The organism is Nostoc sp. DedQUE12b, assembly GCF_034530835.1.
In the GTDB taxonomy this organism is placed as follows: Bacteria; Cyanobacteriota; Cyanobacteriia; order Cyanobacteriales; family Nostocaceae; genus Nostoc.
In genome coordinates this window covers 82,819-95,844 of record NZ_JAVRCI010000009.1, presented here as the reverse complement: position 1 = coordinate 95,844, position 13,026 = coordinate 82,819, and the positions used below count along the sequence as shown (strand labels likewise).

Here is a 13,026-nt window from a genome sequence, read left to right as displayed (position 1 = left end):
CTTCGCAATTTTAAGTTTTAGATTTGAGATTTTGGATGAGGAATTAGGGAAATTGTCGTTAGACAGCGGATACTTTTGTTGTCCCAGCTTTCAATCCAAAATTATCAATCGTTCGACTGAGCAACTTGTCCTGAGCGTTCGCGTAGCGTCTCGTAGAGAAGCCGAAGGAAGCCGAAGTCTAAAATCTGAAATTGGTTGAACTGCCATTAAATATAAAGGGGAGAAAAAACCAAAATGACTATCGCTCAACAACCAGAAGCTTTAAGCTTTGAATGTGAAACTGGAAATTACCATACCTTTTGCCCAATTAGCTGCGTGGCGTGGTTATACCAAAAAATTGAAGATAGCTTCTTTTTGGTGATTGGGACAAAAACTTGTGGCTACTTCCTGCAAAACGCGATGGGGGTGATGATTTTTGCTGAACCCCGCTATGCAATGGCAGAGTTGGAAGAGGGCGATATTTCGGCACAGCTGAATGATTATGAAGAGTTAAAGCGGTTGTGCTTGCAAATTAAACGCGATCGCAATCCTAGTGTAATTGTCTGGATTGGCACTTGCACTACCGAAATTATCAAAACCGATTTGGAAGGCTTGGCACCGAAGCTAGAATCTGAAATTGGGATTCCCATCGTAGTAGCGCGGGCAAATGGTCTAGATTACGCCTTCACCCAAGGGGAAGACACCGTATTAGCAGCAATGGCTAACCGTTGCCCTGATAAGGCTCCTGTGGCGGAAACAGAGAAAAGTGAACGTAATGCGATCGCAAAACTGCTCAACTTTGGTAAGAAGAAAGAAGATGTCGCCCAGGATGAATCTGAATACGTAGATCATCCACCTTTAGTTCTCTTTGGCTCCCTTCCCGACCCCGTGGTGACTCAGTTAACCTTGGAATTGAAGAAACAAGGCATCAAAGTTTCCGGCTGGCTACCCGCGAAGCGCTTCACAGAATTGCCAGTATTGGAAGAAGGGTATTATGTCGCTGGTGTCAACCCCTTCCTCAGCCGCACAGCTACCACCTTAATGCGCCGCCGCAAGTGTAAACTCATTGGCGCACCCTTCCCCATTGGCCCCGATGGCACCCGCGCTTGGATTGAGAAAATCTGCTCAGTGTTCGGTATTACTCCCAAGGGTTTGGATGAACGGGAAGCACAAATTTGGGCCGGTTTGGAAGATTACGTGAAACTGATTCGCGGTAAGTCTGTATTCTTCATGGGTGATAACTTGCTGGAAATTTCCCAAGCAAGATTCTTAATTCGTTGTGGGATGACTGTTCACGAAATCGGCATTCCCTACATGGATAAGCGCTATCAAGCTGCTGAGTTGGCATTGCTGGAGAAAACTTGCCAGGAAATGAATTCACCCCTGCCAAGGATTGTAGAGAAGCCGGATAATTACAATCAACTTCAACGGATTTATGAGTTGAAACCAGATTTGGTAATTACTGGTATGGCTCACGCGAATCCATTGGAAGCACGTGGTATTAATACTAAGTGGTCTGTGGAGTTCACTTTTGCTCAAATTCACGGTTTTACGAATGCGCGTGACATTTTAGAGTTGGTGACTCGTCCGTTGCGTCGGAATAATAATTTGAAAGATTTGGGTTGGGATAAGTTGGTGAGAGAAGAAGCGAAGATTTAGATTTGGGTTTGGATTTAGCAACAGCATAATAGTATGTTACGTATGTTACGGGCGAACTTTTTGGGTTCGTCTTTTTTTTACGTAGACGCGCAGCGGCTTCCCATTATCAATGAATAGAGGAGAGAGGCTTGACAAAAGGATGCTACTAACGTCGCACTAAGTATTTATCTAAGTATCTTTTTTTACTTACATTATTAAAAGAGGAGTTAACAGCGATCGCTATTAATTAACTGCCGCTTTTTGATCAATATATACAGTTAGTTGCAGCATACTAGCACTATTGTATAAACCTACCAATTTCCTAACTGCGCTGTTGGCTCGGCGCTTTCCCTATCTGACTATCTTTTCATATTTAAAGGCTTAATTCATTACCTTTGCTCTGCCTTGCTTTACTCAGTATTGCCAATTTCAGTTGTGGTTTGTGCAATAAATAGCGATCGCTCTTTTTTTACGAACCGCAAAGAACGCAAGGTAAGAGAGTGAACTGAATTTATCTGGAAGATTGCAAATCTAAAGGTTTGGATGGAATAATGTACATTAATTCTGCACCGTCTGGTTTAATTTCTGTAGATGGAGTTAATTTAAGCCAGTCATGAAAGCTGATTCCTAATTGGGATATTGCTTGCAATTCTGTTTGGTAAGATTCAAAACGGCGATTGGTTTCAATCATAGATTCTACGGCTTCCATAACTTTAGGAAGACGTTTATCTGCTTCCTGTTTTAAATCCTTATGATCTGGGCCGAACCAACCTCCTTGAACTTCATCACGAGTTAAAATTGCTGGAGGGAGTGAATCTACCCATTTATATGTAGAATATAACTCTTCTCCCATTTTAAATAAGTTCTCACGTTGCATCTCAAAAACTGCATTTTCATCTAAATTTGGGTTAATCCATTGGTAAATTAGTGTTAGCCTACGCAAATCTATCTGACCTTTGTAACAAGGCTGTAAGTATGCTGCTGGGTTAGAAGTGAGTACAATGTCAATATATTTTTTAATACGTGAACGGAGAACTTTTGCTCCTTCTTGAAAGCGGCGAAGTGCTGTATCGTGTTCTTCTAATTCTAAATAGCAACGTGCTTCAGCTAGATAAGCTAAAGATAAAGTCAGCAGATATTCATCAATAATTTGGCTTTTTTGCTCAATTTCGATATCGGTGTATTCAGCATAAATATGCTCTGCTTCTAAAAAACGGTTAATAGCTTGTAGAGCGCTGTTTCTACGATTTTCAGTTTTGGTCATTGTAAAAGCATTATTTGCTAATTCGATTGCAGCACGAAAATTTGCATAAAAACTAAGGTCGATTTTACGATTAATGTTATTCAACACTTTTTGTGCTTGTTGTAAGCGTTGTTCTAATTCCTTAAGCCGTTGTGCTATTAAAACAAAGCCTATAACTGAGACACCCAGGTTTAATATACTGACTGCACTAGTCATCTGCAAAATTAAATCTTTAGAAGGAGATGAATTAACCTCTCTTAACCAAGTAATTACTCGCTTACTGCCTACTTCCCTAATTACACCTCCAACCCGTTCAAGAGTTCCATCTGTTAGTCCTTTGACAATCCAATCAGCAAGCATAAAGGTTACTGTAACTGGTAAACTCACAATTTTCTCCTAGTTGCTAAAATTTCAGTAGCCTGGTATCTGGTAGGTAGTCGCTTCGATTCTGCACAGCAAATATCTGCGCTTTACTCAGTATTCCCAATTTGAGTTGTAGTTTATGCAATAGCGATCGCTCTTTTTAACGAACCGTCCACCCCAACAAAGAAAAGCGATCGCTCAAATATCATCTCAGTTAAACATAGTTAGAATTACAATAAGGCAGTAAAGATAGGAGTAAATATGAATTATGCTTAATGGAATTAAACAAAAAGCTATTGTAGGCAAAGATGGCAAGATTGAACTCTCAGCAACCGAACTAGTAGAAGGAACAATTGTAGAAGTTATTGTGCTAGTTGAACCATCAACTGAAGAGGATGAAACTACTTACCTTCTGAAATCAGAAACTAATAAAAAATATTTGCTCAAAGCTTTAGAGAATGTAGAAGAAGGAAACCTAATTTATGTAGATTTAGATGAATATGAAAAAAGTTGCCTTTGAACCAGAAGCTTTTGAACAATTAGGTCAGTGGGCAACAGAAGACAAAAAAATCTTCAAAAAAATCTTGGAACTGATTAGAGATATACAAAGAGATCCTTTTGCAGGTATAGGGAAGCCAGAACCATTAAAATATGAATTACAAGGTTACTGGTCAAGGCGGATCACAGATGAACATAGATTAGTTTACAAAGTGCAAAAAGATTTATTAATTATTTTGACTTGCAAATATCATTATGAGCAATAAAGGTTATTGAGGCTAGGATATTGTTTTAGTTCAAGCGATCGCTCTTTTTTAACCCAATGATGTGAAGCAAAACAAGAGAGCGATCGCTATTTTTCATAAATTCATTTAACTAACAGCAAAATCTGTATACTTACGCACAGAAGGTAACTGAAAACCTAAAACAATATCCTCTTTTGGGACACCTAATTCAACCAACTCATTAGCAATACCTACCTCTGTACCATCTTGCTGAATCCAAATTTTCTCGTCAATAATATCTAGATGGAGAACAGGCCCATATATGCGGTCTTGATCGCGCCAACCTACATAAACTAATTGATAACGATCGTGTTCTCTATCAAAAATTGTCTGTGCTTGAATGCGATTATCCCAAACAATACTCGCGTGTTGTTGAAGTAAGTCCTTAATATATTGTCGATATTCTTCTAGCTTTGCCATTGGGCGATCGCCTCCTGTTCAATATTATAAATTAGTAAACAGAGTTGATTAGTTTTAATTACAGATTGAATAAATGGAAGGATAAAAAACTCATTGTAAACAGTACTAGGAACTGCTAAATATAAAGTACGATTAGCTTCTTGTTTTTGTAAAGCAATTCGGTAAATGATAAATTTTCCTAATGCAGCATAAAGTTCTGTGATTTTTGACGGACTTAGAAAACTTTTAATTTCAACAGCTATTTTTTGTCCTTGTTTTTCGGCTGCAATAACTTTTTCTGCTCCTAAATCAACATATAATTCAAGGGTTCCTGCCTGGAGAGCATAAGGATCGTGAGTGATTAACCAGCCATCTTTCTCAAGTGCTGTTTTGACAACTGTATGAAAAGCATCTTTAGCAGACACAGGTTTAATTCCAATTTATGGCGGCACTTGATTTAAGAATTTCCATTTTATTAATACATTGACAACCTAGCGAAACTTTTTTTAACTAAATTTAATACAGTTCTGTTTCTTCTCGCCTGTCTACTTACTCCAGATGCAGAGGAGAAGAGGATTGAAAGAACCGCAGAGGAGAAAGCGATGCCTACGGCAACCCCTTTGGGGAACGCTCCATCCCCCAATAACTTCGATAAAATCACTATGGTGCTAGTTAAACCTCCCTAAATCTGATGAAAAGCGATATCTCCCCTTTGCAACTTTCCCTTCAACGTCCTGAACTACTTGCGCCAGCAGGTAATTGGGAGTGTGCTAAAGCTGCTGTGGAAAATGGGGCAGATGCAATTTACTTCGGTTTGGATCGGTTTAACGCCAGAATGCGGGCACAAAACTTTACTGAGGCGGACTTACCCCAATTGATGACATTCCTGCACCGTCGGGGCGTAAAGGGTTATGTCACTGTCAACACACTCATATTTCCCAAAGAACTAGCAGAAGCACAGCAATATCTCCGCACAATTATTGCAGCTGGTGTGGATGCAGCGATCGTTCAAGATATTGGTATATGCCGTCTCATCCGTCACCTTTCCCCCGATTTTCCCATCCATGCTTCCACGCAAATGACAATTACCAGTGCGGCTGGGGTGGAATTTGCTAAATCCCTCGGCTGTCAATTGGTGGTGCTGGCGCGTGAATGTTCTCTCAAAGAAATCAATAAAATTCAGCAGCAGATTGCCCAACAAGAAACTTCGCTGCCCTTAGAAGTTTTTGTTCACGGTGCTTTGTGCGTAGCGTATTCCGGTCAGTGTTTGACTAGTGAGGCTTTAGGTGGACGTTCTGCTAACCGAGGTGAATGTGCCCAAGCTTGCCGGATGCCCTACGATTTAATCGCTGATGGGGAAGTTGTGAATTTAAAAGAGCGCAAATATTTACTCAGTCCTCAAGACTTAGCAGGGTTAGATGTTTTGCCCGATTTGGTGAAATCAGGAGTAACCTCTCTCAAAATTGAAGGTCGCCTGAAAGCTCCAGAGTATGTTGCTAATGTCACCCGTGTTTATCGGCAAGCCCTGGATGGGGTGATGACGGAATTGGAAAGACCTAACCCCCTAACCCCCTTCCCTACGTTCGCGCAGCGGCACGAAGTGCGGGAAGGGGGAATAAAGGCTCCCCTCTCCGTTTCGGAGAGGGGCTGGGGGAGAGGTCAATCAGATCGAGAACACTACAACTTAGAGATGGCATTTTCTCGCGGACTTTACACAGGCTGGTTTGGCGGGATTAATAATCAGGAACTAGTTCACGCCCGCTTTGGTAAAAAACGTGGGGTTTATTTAGGTGAAGTCAGCCGCATCCACAACGAAGAGGTAACAGTCAAATTGGAAGCGCCTGTCAAGCCAGGGGATGGAATTGTATTTGACTGCGGTCATCCAGAAGCGAAGGAAGAAGGCGGTCGAGTTTATGGGGTGGTTTCCAAAGGAAAGGAAAGTGTGCTGACCTTTGGTCGAAATGACTTGAACCTGCGCCGAGTGCATATAGGCGATCGCATTTGGAAAACCAGCGATCCAGAACTCGACAAGCAACTGCGGCAGAGTTTTGCTGGCGAGAATCCCCAATTTCAGCGTCCGATTGATATAGAAATTTATGGCGAAGTTGGTCAGGCGTTGATTGCGATCGCCCGCGATCGACTCGGTAATATTGTACAGGTAGAATCTGCAACTTCTCTAGTTGAAGCGCACACCAAACCACTAGATACAGACCGTTTAAAAGAACAATTCGGTCGTCTCGGTAACACACCTTTCTGTTTAGGAACACTAACCAACCACCTCAGCGGCGCTATTATGCTACCCGTAAGTGAGTTGAACCGAATGCGGCGGGAAATGGTAGCACAGTTGGAAGAATTGCGAAGTCAACCCAAACGCTGGCAATTAGCTTCTGATGTCTCTTTCCAAAACTTACTCCCCTCATCTCCCACCCTGCGGGAAGCTAAAGCTACATCTCCTTCACTCATCGTCCTAGTACGAAATCTCAAGCAACTCCAAGCCGCCCTCAAAGCTGGTATTGAAACACTGTATTGTGAATTTGAAGACCCCCGTGCCTACCAAGAAGCGGTGCAAATGGTGCGCCAGCAACAGCAAAAAAACAAAGCAGAAAATTCTTCACTTTTAACTGATAACTCAGCACTCCTAACCCTTCGGCAGGCTCAGGGCATCGCTCCTAATTCCCAACTCCCCACAATTTGGGTTGCGCCACCCCGAATTACCAAACCGGGAGAAAATTGGATTTTGCAGCAAGTACGCGCCTCGGAAGCGGATGGCTATCTGATACGGAATTATGACCAATTGCAATTCTTTGCAGCAGACCGTTGTATCGGAGATTTTTCGCTCAATGTTGCTAATCCCTTAACAGCAGACTACTTTCAGCAACACTTTGGTTTAGAAAGGCTGACGGCATCCTATGACTTGAACATTACCCAACTGCAAGATTTGCTCACCAGTTGCCCACCCCAGTGGTTTGAGGTGACAATCCATCAGCATATACCGATGTTTCACATGGAGCATTGTGTTTTTTGTGCCTTTCTCTCGACGGGTACAGATTACACCAACTGTGGACGACCTTGTGAAAAGCAGGAAGTGAAATTAAAAGACCGTGTGGGGACTGAACACGTTCTCAAAGCAGATATAGGTTGCCGCAATACTGTATTTAACGGCACTGCTCAAACGGGAGCCGAGTACGTACAGCGCCTTATAGAACTGGGATTACGTCAGTTTCGCATTGAGTTTGTCAATGAAACACCAGAACAAGTGAGTAAAACCATACATTGTTATACTCAACTACTGCAAGGCGAGATTACAGGTTCCCAACTCTGGCGCGAGTTGAAACTGCAAAATCAGCTAGGTGTAACTCGTGGCCCTATGGGAGTCTCAGCACTGCGCTCATAATTGATTTTTTGAATACCCAGCTTGAAAAATCTGTTCGGCGGTCAAATTCAATTCTGGGAATGTAGGGAATATGATGCGTTCCCCGGAGGGATTGCCGCAGGCATCGCTTCTCCGAAACAGGTTAACTTGATACTCACCATCCACCAAATAATAAACCAAAATAGTTGGTTGTTTGGGATTACCTTAGAATAAAAGGGCTTTATTATATTCAATTAAAAACCACCATAATTATTTATGAATAATATTTCAACAAGCAATAATTGGGATACTTCCCTTTACGAAGATAAACACGCCTTTGTCTGGCAATATGGCGAAGACTTACTAAAATTACTCAACCCTCAACCAGGAGAATCCATTTTGGATCTTGGCTGTGGTACTGGACAACTCACAGAAAAAATTGCCCAAGCTGGGGCTGAAGTAATGGGAGTTGATTATGCATCTGAGATGATTGAAAAGGCAAGACAAAACTATCCCCATATCCGCTTTGATGTTGCTGATGCTAGAAGTTTTCAAGTAGATAAGCCATTGGATGCTGTATTTTCCAACGCTGTACTACATTGGATAAAAGAAGCAGATAGCGCGATCGCCTCCATACACCAATCTCTAAAACCCGGAGGGCGTTTTGTTGCAGAATTTGGGGGTAAAGGGAATGTAAAGGCGATCGTGACAGCTTTATACAGTGCTTTAGAGTCCATTGGTATCTCTCAAGCACAAGTAGAGAATCCTTGGTATTACCCTAGCATTGGTGAATATGCCAGCCTCCTAGAAAATCAAGGCTTTGATGTTATTTATGCTATCCTGTTTCCTCGCCCAACTCCCTTAGCAGAAGGAGAAGCTGGCATAGCAAACTGGATTAAAATGTTCGCCAGTCCATTCTTAGCGGGACTTTCACCTGAGCAACAAATACAAATAATTCCCGTCGTCGAGGAATATCTAAAGCCAACACTATATCAACAAGGAACTTGGACAGCAGATTATCGAAGAATTCGTATAGTTGCCATTAAACTTTAGATTGTGCCCTAATTACGAATTATGAATTACGAATTACGAATTAGTATCAGTTATGCATATACCTAAATTGTGCGATGCCTGCGGCGGGCTGCGCCAACGCCAGACATCATTTTCATTACTACTAACCATTAGTCTGACCACTTTACTAGCCCCGTCCACACTAGCGCAAACTCGTTCAATACCGTTACCTTCTAGTGCGCCTTTAGAACTAGACTTATTAACCAAGCCAAAAGACTATGTAATCACAGCTAACACTATTCATCCAGAACGATTAACCGTTCCCAGCTTATGGTGGGCACAACAAAACTCCGAGAAAAAGCTATTGGATAATTGGATAGCATATCCAACCTCTGGCAAAGAACCTGCACGAGTAGACTTGATTGTAAATCAGCAAATTTGGAGTTTACTAGAGTATGTAGAGCGCTACGATTTTGTAAATCGCTTGGGTAGCGCTGCACGGAATTTTGGTTACAACGTCCGAGTATTTAATTATCAAAAAGAACCCTTGGCAACCTACACTTGCAACTTTAGTACAAGTCCAGCTTTATGCAGTATCCAAACCACTATTAAGAACAAGATCGGTTTACAGCGTTTTTTGTAGCGATTGGGGAAACAGGGGAGCATGGGAGCAGTTACAGTAAGTTTTTCCCTTCTGCCCCTTTGCACCTCTGCCTCTTCTGCCCAATTCCCAATTAAACCTTAATTTTGGCGAATAAAGACTCGTATTGTTTTATTGCTGATGGAGGTAAGGGAAGTAAAAATTCACTTTTATCGAAAACTTTGCGATCGCTGTCTAACAAACTCCATAATGGTTCTTGGATATCGGAAGCGGCAATATTTGTAGAAATTGGCGAATTAGTTTTAGTCAGCACCGAAATTTGTTTAGCTGTGCTTGGTTGCCAACAAAAATCAATCCATTGATCTGATAAAGTATCCTTAGTAATGCCTGCGGGACGTACCCATAAGTCCGCCCAGATTGCAGTTCCTGACTGGGGGATAACTGCGGCAAGCTGCGAATAACGTCCCAAAACAGGCAATACATCGCTTGACCAACCAACCGCTAGCCAAGTGTCTTCCATGATTAGAGGTTCCAAATAGTTATTGGAACTGTAAAACTTCACCTGTTGGTTTAATACCTGTAATTCCTTTTCCAAGTCTGGTACTTGGTCAAGATTGTCTGTATTATAAGATTTTCCTAGCTTTTTTAAGACCAAACCAATAACTTCTCGTGGTTGATTGAGTAGGGAAATACGCTGCTGCATTCCATCTCGCCACAAATCACTCCAATCTTTGGGTGTCCATCCCAGTTTTTGGAACTTGTCACGGTTATAAACAATTACTGTACTACCCCACCTGTAAGGCGCACCCCACACCTTCCCTTGAGTATCCAAAATACCCTGGTCGTTGCGCGTTACCAGTTGTTTCCACCTTTCATCTAAAGTAGACCACTGCTTTAATTGGTTTCCCTGCACTTCTTGGAGTGGTTGAATCAATTTCTGTTCAATAGCTGCTTGTAGCCAGTAATCTCCCAATGTCACTAGGTCTGTGTCAGCGGCTTTTTGACCTTGCCTAAACGGTATAAAACGTTGCCATCCCTGCTCATCAGTGGTCTTTGGCTTCTGCTGCCAATTTTGTAATTGTTGAAATAAATCCTGTATGCGCTCAACTGGAGCAAACTTTAACTGCACCCGTTGCTGCAAACCTTTGTTAAACTGATTCACCACCTGACCAGGTATAGAACCTTTTAATAACTGTACTTTAAGTTGCGTCTGCTTGTTTCCACTACAGCCAAAAAGCAGTTGTGAAAACGCCAGTGTGCTCGTACCTAGCAAAAAAGACCGTCGATCCATTGATTTTGGATTTTGAGATTTTTGATTATACCTAATATTAAGCAGAGATTCACCAGTGGCTAACTAGCTGAAAAAGTGGATCTGGAGAATTATCGGTATTTTTTCTTGTTAATAGGGGTAATTTTGAATATTTGGCTCAAATTAGCAATTTTTTGTCGAATTCCTACCTAAAGATTAATTTTTATCCATAAATTTACTTGGTGGTACTTATAGGGAAACCTTACTGATATTGAGAAGTAATGATTTAAATGTCACATTTTCACTAAAAATTATCAATACTTAAATAATCCATAAGTATCGTTAAGGTTGAGAGTAAATTGAATAACATAGAGAAAATGTACGAATAAAGGTATTAAATGGAGCTATTACAGCAGCAGATCCTGACTTTAAGCCAAAAGCTGGATGACCTGTGCCAAGTAATTGAGCAGCTTGATAGTAAAGTCACTCAAACTTTCTCAGAGTGTTCTTTAGCGAATACACAAGCAAAGGATAATTGCCAACAAAATGGCGCAGCTGGAGGCTACCAGTTTAAAGGACGTAACAATTTAAATCCAGAAATGGAGCACAAGGATGTATTGACAGATGGCATTTATCTAGACATGCATCGTCAAAGTGGAGATAACATAACACCAGAAATTCAAATACAACGACTGACAGCGCAATTAACAGCAGCGTACAATCGCATTGCTGCTTTAGAAGAACAATTACTTAGAGAGAGAATTCACTAAATTTAACCTGAAGTTCAACGAATTAAAAAAACGGATTGAGGTAAGTAAAACAAGCCTTTAGGTTAAATATCGAGTGATGGTTTGATGAGCATATACTTAGATACAAGTAAGTAATCCAGCCATCAAGTTGATAAAAAAGTTAAACACACTATTACATATCTTTACGTAATAGTGTGATATATCTACCTATAGGTTTTTAGTCTATACCTCACTATGAAACAAAAAAAAACAACCCTCAGACTGATGTCATTAGGGTATTGTCTGATTAAAAAACCAAGATTTTCTTATTAATCTGTATTTTTCTCATTAGTGTTTTTGGCATCTTGTTATCAAATTGGTTGATGACAAGCCAGACAGCTTTCGCTAAGATTGACCTTTTACAACCTGCTCCTACTCAACCGCTATTGTAAATAAGGGACTCAATCCCAATTGATGAAACGGCAGAAATTTACGGAGATTTCAAGTCGGAAATTTTTAAAATATTTGCAGCCAAAGAAAAGAGTAAACGCAAAAAAAAAGATTGTCATAAAACTGTTGAAATATATAAATCTCAAAGTGAAATAATTAAATTACAGAGGGTACAAATTTTATTAAAAAGCTTATGTAAGACATAGCTGGTTTCAGAACTCATATCTTTCTGAGTCTACTAATCTCACGCTTTTATCTAGCACTATCTTTATGTTTTAGTTCCAGAAAATCTTTAGTTACTCTAACTATAGAATCTCCATTTATATAATTTGAAGTATAATTGGGCGTTAATGGTAAATTATCACCCGACTCTAGTACTAAAATAACCCGAAAAAAGTATCCATCTATACTAGTATCAATCCGCTCAAGCTTAACATTAGTAATCTCGTTCAAAGAATATTGAAAAACAGTTTTTCCTAACGTTCCAAACCATCTGTAACGACTAAGTTTTACAATATTTGTTTCTTTATCAAAATTACAAGTGATAAATAAACCTGGTGACGCTACTAGCAACGCTAATATTCCACAGAATACAGTAAACCTGACAACAATGTAACCCATAAAAGTGTCATCAAGTATAACCGCTAAATTGTTCTCTGTAGGGTTTTTCAAAAATTGGTTAATTCTTAATACTATTGATTGTAATTCTTCAAGTTTAAATTTTGGGTATGTTCTATCTGTAAAAGGAAAGCTATCTTTATCAGTTAATAGTAAAATTTTATATGAGGATCTGGGCTTAACTTGACTATCGGTTTGCATCTCTGTTTCCAATTTAGCCTCTAGTAACTCAGAAACTAGCACTTCACTTTTTTCTTGACCAAACCAATAGTTTTCTGTTAACTTACACATTCCTGTTAGAGTATTTTGTCCCGCACTCAAATCAATATTTGAAGTGGATATATTGTTTGAATAACGATTGCAGACAAGTTGTGTAATAGGTGTATATACAATAGTCGCAAATAAAAATAGAACAAATAATTGACTAAAAAATATTCCCAAACCTAAAAATACTTTTGGTCGAATAATAAAAATAAGTTTAGTTGATGTTAGCTCTGAGACTTTTAGAGGATTAGCTAGAGTCAAATAACATCCAGCACCTAAGTTAATTGTCAACAGGATGACAAATAATAAAAGAGTCATTTTATTTGTTGCTCCAGAACCGCTTTAGCAG

At 40.2% G+C, this 13,026-nt stretch carries 12 protein-coding genes and 1 pseudogene; 7 read left to right on the top strand and 6 right to left on the bottom strand.

All coding sequences use genetic code 11. From position 1 onward, the window contains the following. The first annotated feature begins 234 nt into the window (after window positions 1-234). Window positions 235-1,638 (top strand): ferredoxin:protochlorophyllide reductase (ATP-dependent) subunit N, encoded by a 1,404-nt coding sequence (locus RMY16_RS07125; protein WP_322667348.1) that lies wholly within the window; start codon window positions 235-237, stop codon window positions 1,636-1,638. 490 nt (window positions 1,639-2,128) lie between these two features. Here RMY16_RS07125 and RMY16_RS07120 read toward each other — a convergent pair whose 3' ends face one another. Then, entirely contained in the window at window positions 2,129-3,247 is a 1,119-nt protein-coding gene (locus RMY16_RS07120) for a hypothetical protein (protein WP_322735789.1), read from the bottom strand. Window positions 3,248-3,491: 244 nt separating this feature from the next. Here RMY16_RS07120 and RMY16_RS07115 point away from each other — a divergent pair, with 244 nt between their 5' ends. Both RMY16_RS07115 and RMY16_RS07110 read left to right on the top strand, forming a co-directional pair. Further along, window positions 3,492-3,743 (top strand): hypothetical protein, encoded by a 252-nt coding sequence (locus tag RMY16_RS07115; RefSeq protein ID WP_322735788.1) that lies wholly within the window; start codon window positions 3,492-3,494, stop codon window positions 3,741-3,743. Further along, window positions 3,724-3,987 (top strand): Txe/YoeB family addiction module toxin, encoded by a 264-nt coding sequence (locus RMY16_RS07110; RefSeq protein ID WP_322735787.1) that lies wholly within the window; start codon window positions 3,724-3,726, stop codon window positions 3,985-3,987. The genes RMY16_RS07115 and RMY16_RS07110 overlap by 20 nt, the downstream gene beginning before the upstream one ends. Before the next feature lie 105 nt (window positions 3,988-4,092). Here the strand turns inward: RMY16_RS07110 and RMY16_RS07105 are convergent, their stop codons facing one another. Both RMY16_RS07105 and RMY16_RS07100 read right to left on the bottom strand, forming a co-directional pair. Beyond that, the gene (locus tag RMY16_RS07105) at window positions 4,093-4,425 is read right to left on the bottom strand and encodes a XisI protein (protein ID WP_322735786.1); all 333 of its coding nucleotides are present in this window, start codon (window positions 4,423-4,425) and stop codon (window positions 4,093-4,095) included. After that, window positions 4,413-4,829 (bottom strand): element excision factor XisH family protein, encoded by a 417-nt coding sequence (locus RMY16_RS07100; RefSeq protein WP_322735785.1) that lies wholly within the window; start codon window positions 4,827-4,829, stop codon window positions 4,413-4,415. Before RMY16_RS07100 ends, RMY16_RS07105 begins: the two co-directional genes overlap by 13 nt. A gap of 266 nt (window positions 4,830-5,095) precedes the next feature. Here RMY16_RS07100 and RMY16_RS07095 point away from each other — a divergent pair, with 266 nt between their 5' ends. Then, on the top strand, window positions 5,096-7,798 hold the full coding sequence (locus RMY16_RS07095) for a U32 family peptidase (protein ID WP_322735784.1): 2,703 nt from the start codon (window positions 5,096-5,098) through the stop codon (window positions 7,796-7,798). Here the strand turns inward: RMY16_RS07095 and RMY16_RS07090 are convergent. Then, a pseudogene (locus RMY16_RS07090) lies at window positions 7,793-7,981 on the bottom strand (Uma2 family endonuclease); the annotation flags it as partial. The gene RMY16_RS07095 and the pseudogene RMY16_RS07090 sit on opposite strands and share 6 nt — an antisense overlap. Before the next feature lie 51 nt (window positions 7,982-8,032). Here RMY16_RS07090 and RMY16_RS07085 point away from each other — a divergent pair. Then, window positions 8,033-8,809: a class I SAM-dependent methyltransferase gene (locus RMY16_RS07085; RefSeq protein ID WP_322735783.1), complete on the top strand. Its 777-nt coding sequence runs from the start codon at window positions 8,033-8,035 to the stop codon at window positions 8,807-8,809. 52 nt (window positions 8,810-8,861) lie between these two features. Beyond that, window positions 8,862-9,410, top strand: coding sequence for a hypothetical protein (locus RMY16_RS07080; protein WP_322735782.1), 549 nt, complete (start codon window positions 8,862-8,864; stop codon window positions 9,408-9,410). A gap of 91 nt (window positions 9,411-9,501) precedes the next feature. Here the strand turns inward: RMY16_RS07080 and RMY16_RS07075 are convergent, their stop codons facing one another. Next, window positions 9,502-10,659 (bottom strand): extracellular solute-binding protein, encoded by a 1,158-nt coding sequence (locus RMY16_RS07075; protein ID WP_322735781.1) that lies wholly within the window; start codon window positions 10,657-10,659, stop codon window positions 9,502-9,504. Window positions 10,660-11,015: 356 nt separating this feature from the next. Here RMY16_RS07075 and RMY16_RS07070 point away from each other — a divergent pair, with 356 nt between their 5' ends. Further along, the gene (locus RMY16_RS07070; RefSeq protein WP_322735780.1) at window positions 11,016-11,387 is read left to right on the top strand and encodes a hypothetical protein; all 372 of its coding nucleotides are present in this window, start codon (window positions 11,016-11,018) and stop codon (window positions 11,385-11,387) included. Window positions 11,388-12,047: 660 nt separating this feature from the next. Here RMY16_RS07070 and RMY16_RS07065 read toward each other — a convergent pair. Further along, entirely contained in the window at window positions 12,048-12,995 is a 948-nt protein-coding gene (locus tag RMY16_RS07065) for a hypothetical protein (RefSeq protein ID WP_322735779.1), read from the bottom strand. Between the last annotated feature and the right edge of the window lie 31 nt (window positions 12,996-13,026).